Raw genomic sequence first — 13,361 nt, 5'->3', positions numbered from 1 at the left:
ACCGTGGCGCGTCAGTCGTCGCCCTCGGCGGTCCAGGCCAGTGCGGCGGCCCGGATCTCCTCGACCGGCACGTCACGGTCGTGTCGGGCCACACACCAGCGCAGCCCGAACGGGCAGCGGAACACCCCCATCCGGTCGCCGGAGAACGCGTCGCCGACCTGGGACACCGGCGTCGCCCCGGCGGCCACCGCCCGGGCGAAGACGGTGTCCGGGTCCTCCACCCAGTACGTCAACGTGAAGGCGTTGCCCTGCGCGGGCGGCCCGATCAGCCCGAGGTCGGGCATCGGCGCACCCAGTTGCAGCACCGAGTCACCGATCCGCAGCTCGGCGTGGATGACGTCGCCGTCCGGGCCGTCGATCCTGGTCAGCACCTCGGCACCGAGGACGTCCCGGTAGAAGTCGATGGCCCGGCCGGAATCGTCGACGGTGACGTACGGCATCAGACGTTGCGTGCCGGCCGGCGCCGGCCCGCGAGCAGGGGATTCGTTGTCGGTCATATGGTGCATGCTGCTCTGGTGGACCGGCCACCGCTTGGAAAAACACGACACCGACCGGCACCGACCGCGAGCCGTCACGGCCTGCTCGGCGTACGTGCCCGGGACTTCGACCTCGACCGGGCGCCCGCCTCACCCGACCTCGCCGGTCTCGTCGAGCGGCACTGGCTGGTCCGTTGGGATCTGCCCGACGGCCGGGAGGGTTCGGTCAGCCTGATCCCCCATCCGTGCGTCAACCTGTTCGCCGCCGGTGGACCGGTCGCCGTCGCCGGGGTCGGCGACAAGGTGTTCACCTACCGCTACTCCGGCCGCGGTCACGTCTTCGGGTGAAGTTCCGGCCGGGCGGGTTCGCGCCGTTCCTGGTCGGGCCGGTGGCCCGGCTCACCGGCCAGACCCGGCCGCTCGCCGAATTCTGGGGCGGGGCCGACGCCGCCGGGTTGGCCCGTGACCTGGCCGCCGCCGGCCCGGACCTCGGCGCGCTGGTCGCGGTCGCGGAGCACCACCTCCGGGCGCACCGGCCGGCGCCGGACCCCGAGGTGGAACGGGTCGGGCGGATCGTACGCACACTGCTGCACGACCGGTCGGTGCTCCGGGTCGACGAGGTGGCGGCCCGGTTCGGCCTGTCGCCCCGGTCGCTGCAACGGCTCTTCCAGCGTTACGTCGGCGTGAGTCCGAAGTGGATACTTCGGCGCTACCGGCTGCACGAGGCGGCCGCCCGGCTGGCGGCGGACGACGGGCCGGCCAACTGGAGCGAGGTCGCCGCCGACCTGGGCTATTTCGACCAGTCGCACTTCATCCGGGACTTCGCCGCGGCGGTGGGGATGACCCCGGCCGCGTACGCCGACGCCTGTCGCCGCCGCGTCCAGCCGGTGAGCGCCTGACCCGCGCCCGACCGGGTCAGCGGAACCCGGGTGCTGTGCGGGTCCGTCCTACCGGCCGGTAGGGTCGGATCTCCGCGTGAGGGAGGGGTGGCCGATGGCCGACGACAGGACGCCGGGCGGGGCCGGTGCGGCGGGCCGTCCCGGACTGCGGCTCGAGGTGGCCGGGGGCACCGCGACGATCCGGATCGACAACCCGGCCAAGCGGAACGCGATGACGGTGCCGATGTGGCGGCAGCTACCGGTGCTGCTCGACCGGCTCGCCGCCGACCCCCGGGTACGGGTGCTCGTGCTGACCGGGGCCGGCGGCACGTTCTGTGCCGGCGCGGATATCGGCACGCTCGACGAACTGCTCGGCATCGGCCCGCTGGAGGGACCGGCCCGGTACGCGCCGACGGCACAGCGGGCGGCACCGAGGACGGGCAGGCGGCGATGGTCGTCGCCGAGAACAACCTGGCGACGTTCCCCAAACCGACGATCGCCGAGATCCGGGGCCACTGCGTGGGCGGCGGCTGTCAGCTCGCCGTCGCCTGCGACCTGCGGATCGCCGCCGAGGGCACCCGGTTCGGGGTGCCGCCGGCGCGGCTGGGCGTGGTCTATCCGCTGCCGACCACCCGCCGGCTGGTCGAACTGGTCGGTCCGGCCGCGGCGAAATACCTGCTCTACTCGGCCGAACTGGTCGACACCGCGCACGCGGCCCGGATCGGACTGGTCGACGAGGTCGTCCCCGCCGACCAGCTCGCCGACCGGGTACGGACGCTCGCCGCGACGCTGGCCGACCGGTCCCTGCTCACCCAGTCCGCGGCCAAGGAGTACGTCGCCCTGGCCTCCGCGGCCAGGTACGACGGCGGCACCGACCCGGGTGCCGGCGCCGACCGGGTCGCGTACTGGGAACGGGAGATGCGGACCGCCGGCGACCTGACCGAGGGGGTCGCGGCGTTCCACGAGCGCCGCCCGCCGGTGTTCTCCTGGTCCCCGCACGACGCCGACCGGGCGCCGGGCGCCCCGGGTCGGACGTCGGGTGGACCGGGTCAGACGCCGGCCGGATAGGTCTCCAGTTCGCCGGGCACCGACCGGGCCGGCAGCGGGTGCAGCGGTGTGCTCTGGTCGCACCAGACGAAGGCGTCGTAACGGTCGCCGAGCCGGGTCGGCACGTAGTTCCCCCAGCGTTCGACCTCCGGGTCGTAGACGACCCCCACCGCTCGGTGCTCGAACTCCGCACCGAGCCAGGCCGGCCGGTCGTCGCGCGGGAAGACCAGCAGGGCGCGTTCCGGGAGCACCGTGTGCAGGCGGTCCTCCAACGATCCCGGACGGGCCGGCGGCAACTCCATCACCTGCGCCGGGGCGCCCCACTCGCTGCCGGCGAGCACCTCGCCCCGGTAGCCGCCGAAGCCGACCAGGACCACGTCGTCCGGGCCGTACCGGTCCCGGGCCAGCTCGCCGATGTTGACGAGTCCGGCGCGCGTCATGCTGGTCGCCCGGGCGTCGCCGACGTGCGTGTTGTGTGCCCACACCACGGCTTTCGCGCCGGTCCCGTAGAAGTCGAGCAACCGGTCGAGGGTGTCGGCCATGTGGGTGTCGCGGACGTTCCACGACTGCGGGCCGCCCTGGACCATCGCCCGGTAGTAGCGCTCCGCCCCCGCCACCACCTCGGCGTTCTGCCAGGCCGAGAACCGGTCGGCACCGTCGCGGGTCGCCCGGTTCCGCAGTTGCGTGAGCATCCGTACGACCTCACCCTGGCACTCGTCGTCGACCATCGCGTAGACCTGCGGGTCGCCGTTGAACGGCTCGAAGCAGCGGTACGCCTCCTGCGCCGCGCGGCGGGCCGGCGGATCGTCCTCCCCCAGGTGGTCGAGGATCGCGTGGATCGACTCCCAGAGGCTGTAGACGTCGAGCCCGTGGAACCCGACCCGCTGCTCCGGCGACCGCTCGAGGTTCCACGCCCGGAGCCAGCGGCAGAAGCGGGCCACCTCGGCATTGGCCCACATCCAGGTCGGCCACCGCTCGAACCGTTCCAGCGCGGTCTGCGGGTCGGGGTCGGCGCCCGGTGCGCCGGTGACCGAGCGGTGCACCCGGTCGCAGTCCGGCCAGTCGCCCTCGACGGCGACGAACGAGAATCCGTGCTCGGCGACGAGCCGACGGGTGAGCTGCTCGCGGAGCCGGTAGTAGTCGTACGTGCCGTGACTCGCCTCGCCGAGTTGCACGATCCGGGCGTCCCCGATCCGGTCGAGCAGTGGGTCGAAGTCGTCCGGTCCGGCCAGCCGGTGCGCGATCCGCCCCAGCGTCCCGCCCCAGCCGGCGTCGTTCTCACCCAGGTTAGCGTCATACAAGGACATACCAACTCCTACCCGTCCCAATTACCCACAAACCCCGCCCGCCCACCGACCGCACCCTTCCCCGTTGATCAAGGAGAAGTTGCGCGACAAATCACCTCAAGGCAGGCACACTTTCTCCTTGATCAACGGGACCGGCCGGGTGGAGGCTTGAGCACGGCCGTACGGGGTACGGGTGCCGGTATGACCAGTCAGCCACTCCCGTGGGAGGAACAGCTCAGCGGCCTGGACTATCCGGTGTCGAAGGAGGACCTGATCCGGCGGGCACAGGAGAACGGTGCCGACACGAAGACGCTGCAGGCACTGCGCTCGCTGCCGGCCGACCGGTTCGGCTCCCCCGCCGAGGTCACCGGCGCGCTCGGCCCGCTGCGCTAACCTTGCCCGACCCACCCGGCCCCGGCTGACGAACTGAGCGTGGGAGGGGCTACACCGTCCGTGTAACGCCTCCCACGCCCAGTTCGTCAGCGGATCTCCATCCACCTGCTCACCGGGCCGGGAGATATGCGCCGAACGTCTCTTGTGGGCGGGGCGGGTCGCAGGGTGACGCAGTTGATCTGGGCGTCAGCCACCTTATCCCGCACGGATTAGGTGGTTTTTGCCCAGATCAACAACGGCACCCCTGCGACTGGCCTCGGAAAACTGCACATTGGTCACCATTCCCTCATCCCGAGACCGCGCAAGCGCACCCACGCCGCGGGCCCGGTTCAGCGGCAGCCGCCAGCGGCGGCCGGGACCGGCCCGGTGCCAGCGGCGGCCGGGACCGGCCGCACGGCCCCTCAGCCGTTCAGGTAGGCGAGAACGGCCAGGACCCGCCGGTTGTCGTCGTCCGACGGCGCCAGCTCGAGCTTGCCGAAGATGTTCGCCGTGTGCTTGCCGACCGCGCTCTCGCTCAGGAACAGCCGCTGGGCGATGGCACTGTTCGACCGGCCCTCGGCCATCAACTCCAGCACCTCACGCTCGCGCGGGGTGAGCCGGGCGAGCGGGCCGGCCCGACCGGGGCCGGTCAGCAGCCGGGCGATCACGTCGGGGTCCATCGCCGTGCCGCCGGCCGCGACCCGCCGTACGGCGTCGACGAACTGGTCGGCGTTGAAGACCCGGTCCTTGAGCAGATAGCCGACCCCGCCCGACCCGTCGGCCAGCAACTCGCGGGCGTAGAGCTGCTCGACGTGCTGCGAGAGAACCAGCACCGGCAGCCCCGGGATCTCCCGGCGGGCGGCCAGCGCCGCCTGCAACCCCTCGTCGGTCTGGGTCGGTGGCAGCCGTACGTCGACGACCGCGACGTCGGGCCGCAGCCCGATCAGCGCCCGGTGCAGTTCCGGGCCGGTCTCGACGGCCGCCACGATCTCGAACCCGTGCGCGGTGAGCAGCCGCGACAACCCCTCCCTCAGGAGGTAGAGGTCCTCGGCGAGGACAACGCGCACGGCAGCTCCAATACGACGGTCGTCGGACCGCCCGACGGGCTGTCGATGGTCACGACGCCGTCGAATGTACCGAGCCGCCGTTCGATGCCGGGTAGCCCGGTGCCCCGGGCCGGGTCGGCGCCGCCGTGGCCGTCGTCGGTGACGACGATCCGCAGGTCGTCGCCGCGATGGCCGATGTCCACGGTGATCCGGCCCGCCCCGGCGTGCCGCACCGCATTGGTGATCAGCTCGCTGACCGCGAAGTAGGCCGCCGACTCCACCGGTGCCTCCGGGCGGGCGGGGAGGTCCACGGTCACCTCGACGGGCAGCGGGCAGTCCATGGCGAGGGCCCGTACGGCGTCGGCGAGGCCGCGCTCGGCGAGCACCGGCGGGTGGATGCCGCGTACGAGGTCGCGCAGTTCGGTGAGGGCCCGGGCGGCGTTGTCGCGGGCCTCGGCGAGCAGTTCGCGGGCGGCGGCCGGGTCACGCTCGACGAGCTGCTCGGCGGCGCCGAGGGTGAGGCCGAGGGCGACCAGCCGGGCCTGCGCCCCGTCGTGCAGGTCACGTTCGATCCGGCGCAGCTCGGCGGCCTGCACCTCGGTGGCATCGGCGCGGGTCTGGGTCAGCCGCTGCACCCGCAGGGCCAGCCGGGCCCGAAGCGTCGGTCCGAGCAGCAGTGCCGTCCAACGGCCGTGCAGGCGCAGCAGCCAGGGCGCGGCGAGGATACCGGCGGCGGCCAGCGCCAACCCGACCGGTACGGCGATCGCGCCGTTCCCGGCGACGTTGCCGTGCCAGGGTCCGAGGTCGTCGACCCGCACGCCGATGAGAACCGTGATCCGGGGCAGGGCCAACCCCCAGATGCCGTAGCCGATCGCGGCGAGCGGCACCACCAGCAGCGCTCCCCCGACCAGCGGGTCCAGCAGCTGCCAGAGGATGTCCCGCCAGCTCGCCGGGTCGCGGGTCAGCCAGAACATCCGCTGGATGTAGGCGGCCATCCGGGGCGTCTCGTACAGCGACTTGTCGACCTGGTAGAGCCCGTCGGGGCGGCGCCGCAGGGGCGGCCGGGGCCGGTAGGGCTCGGGTACGTCCACCCCGGACCAGCGGGTCAGCCGGCGGCGCAGGTTGGTCAGCGGGCGGAAGTGCTCGATGACGGGCGGCATGACGACGACGATGCCGAGCCCGTAGGAGAGGACGACGGCGAGCGCGCTCAGCACCGCGACCGGTACGACGAGCACGGTCAGGCCGAGCAGGGCGAGCATCCGGGCCAGCACCAGCAGCCGCAGGAGGATCCAGCGCCGGGCCGGGGTGAGGGTCGGCTCCGCCGGGCGCAGCAGCAGCCGGGTCCAGCGGCCGTGGGCGGACAGCAGCGCCGGGGCGACGGCGATGCCGGTCGCCACGGCGAGCAGGCCGGGCAGGACCGCCCACCAGCCGGCACCGCCCACGCCGGTGACCCCGGCGTACCCGAGCCACCCGCCGCCGGCGATCAGGACGGCGGGCAGCAGGGCGAGCGGGCCGCCGACGAGCGGTTCGAGGAACGTCCAGCGCAGGTCCCGCCAGGTGGCGCTGTCGCCGAGCACCCAGTCGATCCGGTCCACCTGCGCCGGGAACCACGGCCTGCGGTAGAGCTGCCGGTCCCGCTCGTACAGCCCGTCCGGGCCGGGCTTCGGCGGCTGCGGGCGCGGCCGGTACGGCGCGGCGATCTCGACGCCGGACCAGCGCCCGGCGAGCCGGCGGGCCAGGTTCGGCAGCCGCCGAGCGGCGACCAGTGGGTGGGGCAGCAGGATGACCAGGCCGAAGGCGAACCCGGGCACGAACACCGCCAGGTGCAGTGCGAAGGAGACGGCCGCGGCGACGGCGAGCCCGCCGAGGGCGAGCCCGCGTACGACGGCCCCCGTGTGCCGCCGGACCAGCCCTGTCATGCCGACCAGTCTGGCGCACCGGCCGGCCCCCGGACATTGACCCTGCGCGCCCGTCGGGGGTGTGGCTAGCCATACCCCCGATCAGTCTTTCTCCCACTATTTCGCCGCATCGGCTTCGGTGGATGATTCAGGATGTGTGTCCCATTGGATGAGTAAGCGTCTTTCCGCGTTTGATGCGGCTCCGGTCAGGCCCGGGTGATCCATGTGACCGGACCCGTCGACGACGCTGCCGGTTCGCTCGCGAGCCGGGCACGGGTCGGCCTCCGGCGGGCCGTCAGATCGTAACTGTGCGTCACACCTGCCAGCCCTCGGTCACCCACGTTCCACCAGCCGTACGGCATCCGGTGCGGCGACCCGACCGGATGGCCGGATCTGCTCAGTTACGGGCTCATTTCGGTTCCCCGCACTCCGTCGGAGGTGCGAGCACAGTGGCGTATCAAGGCTGGACGGGACCCGTACCGCTCGCGGACACTATGCCCGCACTCCTTCGGATAGTGACGACCGACGACGTGTGGGGGATTACGGTGAGCGAACCGATCCTGGTGGTCGACCTCGGCACGTCAGGCACCCGGGCCGCGCTCGTCGACGGCGACCAGATCACTCTCGTCAAGGAGCCGGGCGGCGGGCCGACCTGGCCGTCCGCCATCTGCCTCGACGACGCCGGTCCCGTCGTCGGCAACGCCGCCGAGTTGCTCAAGCGCACCCTTCCCCGCCGCTACATCGAGGGTCCGCGCCGGGCGCTGGATGCCCAGGCGTCGATGCGGTTGGACGACCGGGAGATCAGCGGGGTCGATCTGCTGATCCTGTTCGTGACCGTCCTGCGGGCCGAGGCGGCGCGGCTGCTCGGCCAGCCGCCGCAACGCCTCTCGCTCACCGTGCCGGCCGACTACCAGCCCGGCGACTCCCGTCGGGATCTGATGATCGCGATCGGCGAGGCGGCCGGCTTCACCGACGTCGAGTTGCTGCCCGACGCCGTTGCCGCCGCGCTCGATCCCAACGTCAGCGACAACCTCCCGGCCGGCGCGCTGGTGCTCGTCTGCGACCTCGGCACCAACTGGACGGTCGGCCTGGTCCAGGTCTACGGAAGCCACACCACGCTGCTGTCGCAGCGCGGCAACGCCGCCGGACACCACATCGACGCGCAGCTGATCAGCGATCTGCGGGAGCGGGCCCAGGACTGGCTCGAGCCGCTGCTGGTCGCCCCCGGCGACCCCGGCCTGCGCGCCTACTACGAGATGATCGACTTCATCCGGCAGCTCAAGCACCAGCTCAGCGGTGGCGGCGAGGAGGTCGTCGACCACCTCACCGCGCTCAGCCCACCGCACCGGCTCACCCGCGACCGGCTCACCGCCATCGTCACCCCGGCACTGCACTGGCTCGTGGAGAGCTGCCACGCCCTCGTCGGCGAGCAGAACCTCACCCTGGCCGACGTCGCCGCCGTCGTGCTCGCCGGTGGCGGCGCGCGCCTGCAGATGGTCGTACCCGCGATGCTCGACGGATTGGGGTTCCGCGACGGAACGACCGCCCACCCGTTACGCCGCTCCGGCGAGCCCGAACTGGCCGTGCTGCGCGGTGCGGCCCGCTACGCCGCCGGCGCGGCGGCCCGGGTCATCCCCGCCGAGCGGCCCCGCTGGCAGATCGAACCACTGACCTGGGACATCCCCGGTGGTGTCGGCCGGTTGCAGCACTGGCTGGTCGCCGAGGGCGCGCCGTTCGCGGCCGGCGAGCCCGTCGCCCGGATCCGCACCGCCGAGGACCAGGTCTTCGACCTCACCGTGGCACGGTCCGGCACCCTGGTCGCCCACCGGTCCGCCGCCGGTCAGCTGGTCGGCCGGGTCATGGTGGCCGGCGCCGCCCGCGACCGCGGGGGCATGCCGCCCGACGCGCCCAACCGCCGCCTGCACCTGGAATCGCGGGGCTTCTGGCAGCTGCACGCCGACCGGCAGCTGCTGGTCGAATGCACCCGGGCCCCGTCGGTACGGCTGCGCTCGCTGCTCGACGGGGCGGTGCTCGGCGATTTCCGCCCCGAGGTCGGCATCGACCCGACGACCCGGGGCCGGGTCTTCCTCGACCCGGACGGCCGGTTCTGCCTCGTCGGGTGGGACGCCGACGGCTGGTTCTCCGTCTGGGAGGTGGAGACCGGCAAGCTCAACACCCGGTTCCGTGATCCCGGCGGGCCGTTCAAGGTGCTGGTCGACGAGACCGGCTGGCGACTGGCCACCGAGGGCGGCAGCCGCGGGGTCGGACTGCGTCGGCGGGCCGCGACGACGCTGTGGGACCTGCGCACCGGGAGCCGGCTGGAACGACTGACCGACGAGAACTGGCGCCGGCAACACCCCGGCTTCGCCGAACTCAGCGCCCGGGACGGCTTCGGTACGACGGTCACCAGCCCCGACGGACAGCTGAGGGCCGGCACGAGCCAGGTGCCGAACGGCAGTCCGGTCGTCTTCCTGCACGACACCGCCACCGACCAGGAGCTGTTCCGGCTCCGCGGCAGCGCCGGCCATCAGGGCCGGGTCGGTTTCAGCACCGACAGCCGCTGCCTGCTGGTCAACTGGGAGTCCGAGGAACGGAGCCTGGTCGATGTCTACGATGTCTGACAAGCCGGTACTCGTCATCGACGTCGGCACCACGTCCTCGTCGGCCGTCGTGGTCAGCGGCGACTCGGCCACCCTGGTGCCGGAGCCGGGGACCGGCCTGCGCGGTTGGCCGTCGGCGGTCTACTGGGACGGCGAGCAGATGCTCGTCGGCAGCCCCGCCGAGCAGCGCAAGCGATCCGACCCGACGTCCTACGGCACCGAGTTCAAACGCGGCCTGGCGGCGGACACACCGAACGTGCTCGGGCGCCGGCGTTTCCGACCGATCGAGCAGGTGGCGGCGGTGCTCGTGGCGCTGCGTACGGAGGCCGAACGGCGGTACGGCGGGCGGATCGACCGGGCGGTGATCACCGTTCCGGCCACCTACGCGCCGACCCCGCTCGGACCCACCGCCGCCGGCCCGACCGACACCCGCCGGGCGCAGATGATCGCCGCCGGCGAGGCCGCCGGTTTCGAGACCGTGGAACTGCTGCCCGAGCCGGTCGCGGCGGCCTTCGCACCGGTGTCCGGGCCGCCCCTGACCAGCGGCGACCTGGTTCTCGTCTACGACCTCGGCGGCGGCACCTTCGACACCGCCCTGGTACGGATCGACGAACGCCGGCACGAGGTGCTCGGACACGCGGCCATCGACGACGGCGGCAGCGACATCGACGCCCTGCTGGCCGCCCAGATCCACAGTGACGGGCAGCAGTGGCTCGCGCCGCTGCTGCGGGCCGCGGCGGCCACCCCATCGGCGCCCGCGACGCTGCGGCTGGGTATGGCGGTAACCGAGTTCGCGCAACGGATCAAGCACCGGCTCAGCGACGCCCCCACGGTCGAGGACTACCTGATGCCGGACGCACCGGCCTACCGGCTGTCACGTACCGAACTGGCCTCCCTGGCGACGCCGCTGCTGACGCGTACGGTCGAGTGCTGCGGCGGCCTGCTCGACACCCTGAACATCCCGGCCCACCAGATCGACTCGGTGCTGCTGGTCGGTGGCGGGGCCAGGATGCCGGCGGTCACCGACACCGTACGACGGGTCTTCGGCCGTCCGATCCGCACCGTCGACGACCCCGAACTCGCGACGGTGTTCGGTGCCGCCCGGTGGCTGGCCCACAGCGGCCCGCGTACGGTGCCGGCGTGGTCGTCGCCGGAACGGACCGCACCGCTGTCGTTCGGCATCCCCGGCGGCTCCACCCGGCTGCTGCGCTGGCTGGTCAGGCCCGGCGAGGTCTATTCCGCCGGCACCCGGCTGGCCCGCACCCGGCTGCCCGGCGGTGCCATCTGGGACCTGACCGCGGCCACCCCGGGCACCCTCGAACGCCTGCTCGTCGAGCCGGGGACCGACGTGACCAGCCAGGACTGGCTGGCGCTGGCCAGGCACTGACCAACCGGGCCGCCGGGCGGTCCGCCCAGCGGCCCCGGCTCAGGCGGCAGGGGCCGGCTCAGGCGGCCCGGCCGCAGCGGACCGGAAGCGCGTCGCGGGCCGAGGACTGCCAGGCCCGCTGGCCGGCCTTGTCCGACGTCGCCTTCTCGGGTCCCGACCGGTCGGGACCGGGCCGCCTGGGGGCGGGCCGGTCGGCTCCGCGCTGTTCGGCGGTCCGTCGCCCGACGGCCGGTTGGTCGGTGGCCGGGAGGGCCGTGCCGATGACCGGGATGACCCGGTTGACCCGGCTGATCCGCAGGATCCGCCGCACCAGCGGGGTCGGCCGGCACAACACGAGTTGCGTGCCGCGGGCCCGCAGCCGCAGATGCGCGGCGATGAGCGCGCGGATTCCCGCCGCCGAGAGGAATTCCAGTCCGGACAGATCGACCCGGGCCGTCACCGCCCCGGCCGGCAGCGACCACAGCAGTACCCGGAACTCGTCGACGTTGGCGATGTCGATCTCTCCGGCAACGCGTACCTCGAGCGCGTCACCGGCGGCATCCACGGTCACGTCGAGACGGCTCGTCGACAGTGCCTGCACCCTGATCATCTCCACGTACCGAGCCTATGCACACCCTCTGACATCCGCGACCTGCTGACAGCCGAGTCCGGCCTAGCCCTTCGGAGCAGACCGGGCCGTACGGACTAGGCCCTGGGTAGGAGACCGACCCTGACGGCGGTCCGGGGGATGTCCCCCAGCGCAGCGGTCAGCGTGCCGGGACGACCGTCACCGTACTCGCGCCGGTGCGGGCCAGTTCGGCGGCGGCGAGTACGGCCACCACGTCGCGGCCGAACCGGACGTCGACCAGCCCGCCCCGGGCGCCGGTGGCGATCTCGTCGAGCAGGACGTCGACGGCGGCGGTGAGCGCCTCGACCGCAGTGGTGTCACCGGCCGGTACGGTCGCCAGCCCGGCGGTGCCGAAGAACGTGACCTCGTTCGTACGGGCCGCCGGCGGGCCGTCGACGGTCAGCGACATGGTGCTGGCCGCGCCTCCGGCGTGCCGCAGGAGCAGGTGTGCGGTGTGGTCCGGGGCGTCCATGGCGGCGACCTGGGTGACCGGACCGAGCACCGGCACGACCAGGGAGAGCAGGTGCGGGCCGACGTCCCACAGTCCGCCGTGCCGGCGCCGCCACGTCGAGCCGGTGTGCGGGCTGCCCGGTTCGAAGATCGAGGCGAAGAGGATGGACCGGGAGCCGGTCCAGCCGCCGGTGGCCACTGCGCCGTCCAGGAAGTCGACGACGGTGCTCCGGAAGCGGTTGGTGAAGAAGAGGGCCGAGGCGACCCCGGTACGCCGTACGGCGTCGACCACCCGGTCGGCCTCGGCGAGATCGAGCGCGAGCGGCTTGTCGAGCAGCAGGTGCCGGCCGGCCTCGGCGGCCCGGACGGCGATCGGCGCCTGTACGTCGGGCGGCAGCGCGACGGCCACCGCGTCGACGTCGGCGATCAGGTCGTCGACGTCGGAGTAGGGGCGGACGCCGTAGCGGTCGGCGAGGTCGGCCGCCTTGGCCGGGTCACGGCCCCAGACGCCGACGAGTTCGGCCCCCGGATGCCCGACGATCGCGGGCGCGTGCGTCTTCGCCGCCCAGTTACCGGTCCCGAACAGCCCGAACCGCAGCCCCATCTCCGCCCCTCCGGTCGCGTCGTCGCCGGTCAGTCTGCCCCACGGACCGCCGGATCCGGTCCGGGCCCCCGGCGCAACGTCGTCGCCGCCCGGTTGGCGGCCACGACGGCCAGCCCGATGAGATAGAAGACGCTGCCGAACACCAGTGTGTTGACCGCCACCCCGCCGTAGCCCAGCTCGGTCACGTCGACGAACGGGTACGGATAGTGCCCGGTGACCAGCCCGCGGACCAGCGCGAAGGCGAGATAGGCCAGCGGGTACGTCAGCCACAGCGCGGCGTGCCGCCACCGGGCACGGGACCGGTCGAACAGCAGCCAGTCGGCGACCGCGAGGATCGGGGTCAGCGTGTGGGTGAGCTGGTTGCCGAGCTGGATCAGTGGCGACGCGCCGGCCGCCTCGTCGACCATCGAGAACTCGCCGGAGCCGTTCATCAGGACGAGGTGGTAGACGAGCCCGGTGATGACCATGTACGAGGTGACCGCGCCCTTGACCGCCGCCGGCGCCTCGGCGCCCCGACAGGCGAGCACGGCGGCGTATCCGGCGAAGCAGCCGAGCAGCAGGTTGCTCTGGATGGTGAAGTAGGACAGCAGGCCGGGCAGGGTGTCGGCGCCGGCGGCGGTCACCCCGACGCCGGCCAGGACCGCCAGCACGGTCACGATCCGCAGCGCCACGGCCACCCAGCGTCCACCATCGATCATGGACGGAAGTTA

Annotated in this window: 12 protein-coding genes and 1 pseudogene; 6 read left to right on the top strand and 7 right to left on the bottom strand. The window is 73.1% G+C overall.

The genetic code is table 11. The features are described from left to right. Positions 1-11 precede the first annotated feature (11 nt). On the bottom strand, positions 12-497 hold the full coding sequence (locus tag Prubr_RS17785) for a VOC family protein (protein ID WP_212826842.1): 486 nt from the start codon (positions 495-497) through the stop codon (positions 12-14). 18 nt (positions 498-515) lie between these two features. Here Prubr_RS17785 and Prubr_RS17780 point away from each other — a divergent pair, with 18 nt between their 5' ends. The 3 genes and pseudogenes from Prubr_RS17780 to Prubr_RS17770 all read left to right on the top strand — a co-directional run bounded on the left by Prubr_RS17780 (position 516) and on the right by Prubr_RS17770 (position 2,422). Then, positions 516-824 (top strand): DUF6597 domain-containing transcriptional factor, encoded by a 309-nt coding sequence (locus tag Prubr_RS17780; protein WP_212826840.1) that lies wholly within the window; start codon positions 516-518, stop codon positions 822-824. Next, positions 821-1,375, top strand: coding sequence for a helix-turn-helix transcriptional regulator (locus Prubr_RS17775; protein ID WP_212826837.1), 555 nt, complete (start codon positions 821-823; stop codon positions 1,373-1,375). The genes Prubr_RS17780 and Prubr_RS17775 overlap by 4 nt, the downstream gene beginning before the upstream one ends. Before the next feature lie 94 nt (positions 1,376-1,469). After that, a pseudogene (locus Prubr_RS17770) lies at positions 1,470-2,422 on the top strand (enoyl-CoA hydratase/isomerase family protein). Here Prubr_RS17770 and Prubr_RS17765 read toward each other — a convergent pair. After that, a complete protein-coding gene (locus Prubr_RS17765) occupies positions 2,404-3,708 on the bottom strand; it encodes an erythromycin esterase family protein (protein ID WP_212826835.1) in 1,305 nt (434 codons plus the stop codon). The pseudogene Prubr_RS17770 and the gene Prubr_RS17765 overlap by 19 nt on opposite strands. A 180-nt stretch (positions 3,709-3,888) precedes the next feature. Between Prubr_RS17765 and Prubr_RS17760 the strand changes: the two genes are divergently transcribed. Then, on the top strand, positions 3,889-4,080 hold the full coding sequence (locus tag Prubr_RS17760; RefSeq protein WP_212826833.1) for a DUF2795 domain-containing protein: 192 nt from the start codon (positions 3,889-3,891) through the stop codon (positions 4,078-4,080). Between the two features lie 401 nt (positions 4,081-4,481). On the opposite strand, the gene Prubr_RS17755 is transcribed toward Prubr_RS17760, so the two are convergent. Together Prubr_RS17755 and Prubr_RS17750 are read right to left on the bottom strand one after the other, a co-directional pair. Beyond that, positions 4,482-5,126: a LuxR C-terminal-related transcriptional regulator gene (locus Prubr_RS17755; RefSeq protein WP_212826832.1), complete on the bottom strand. Its 645-nt coding sequence runs from the start codon at positions 5,124-5,126 to the stop codon at positions 4,482-4,484. Continuing rightward, a complete protein-coding gene (locus Prubr_RS17750) occupies positions 5,090-7,024 on the bottom strand; it encodes a sensor histidine kinase (RefSeq protein WP_212826831.1) in 1,935 nt (644 codons plus the stop codon). Before Prubr_RS17750 ends, Prubr_RS17755 begins: the two co-directional genes overlap by 37 nt. 524 nt (positions 7,025-7,548) lie before the next feature. Between Prubr_RS17750 and Prubr_RS17745 the strand changes: the two genes are divergently transcribed. Continuing rightward, positions 7,549-9,624, top strand: coding sequence for an Hsp70 family protein (locus Prubr_RS17745; RefSeq protein ID WP_212826830.1), 2,076 nt, complete (start codon positions 7,549-7,551; stop codon positions 9,622-9,624). After that, positions 9,617-10,990 (top strand): Hsp70 family protein, encoded by a 1,374-nt coding sequence (locus Prubr_RS17740; RefSeq protein ID WP_212826829.1) that lies wholly within the window; start codon positions 9,617-9,619, stop codon positions 10,988-10,990. Before Prubr_RS17745 ends, Prubr_RS17740 begins: the two co-directional genes overlap by 8 nt. 58 nt (positions 10,991-11,048) lie before the next feature. Here Prubr_RS17740 and Prubr_RS17735 read toward each other — a convergent pair whose 3' ends face one another. From Prubr_RS17735 to Prubr_RS17725, 3 genes are all read right to left on the bottom strand, one after another. Then, positions 11,049-11,579 (bottom strand): STAS domain-containing protein, encoded by a 531-nt coding sequence (locus Prubr_RS17735; RefSeq protein WP_212828194.1) that lies wholly within the window; start codon positions 11,577-11,579, stop codon positions 11,049-11,051. A gap of 157 nt (positions 11,580-11,736) precedes the next feature. Then, the gene (locus tag Prubr_RS17730) at positions 11,737-12,651 is read right to left on the bottom strand and encodes a Gfo/Idh/MocA family protein (RefSeq protein ID WP_212826828.1); all 915 of its coding nucleotides are present in this window, start codon (positions 12,649-12,651) and stop codon (positions 11,737-11,739) included. Positions 12,652-12,680: 29 nt separating this feature from the next. Continuing rightward, complete coding sequence (locus tag Prubr_RS17725; RefSeq protein WP_212826827.1) at positions 12,681-13,349, bottom strand: Pr6Pr family membrane protein; 669 nt, start codon at positions 13,347-13,349, stop codon at positions 12,681-12,683. Positions 13,350-13,361: the final 12 nt, after the last annotated feature.

This window comes from Polymorphospora rubra, assembly GCF_018324255.1.
GTDB classification, from domain to species: Bacteria; Actinomycetota; Actinomycetes; order Mycobacteriales; family Micromonosporaceae; genus Polymorphospora; species Polymorphospora rubra.
Note: the sequence above shows the minus strand (reverse complement) of the source record. Positions and strands in the feature narration are given on the sequence as shown.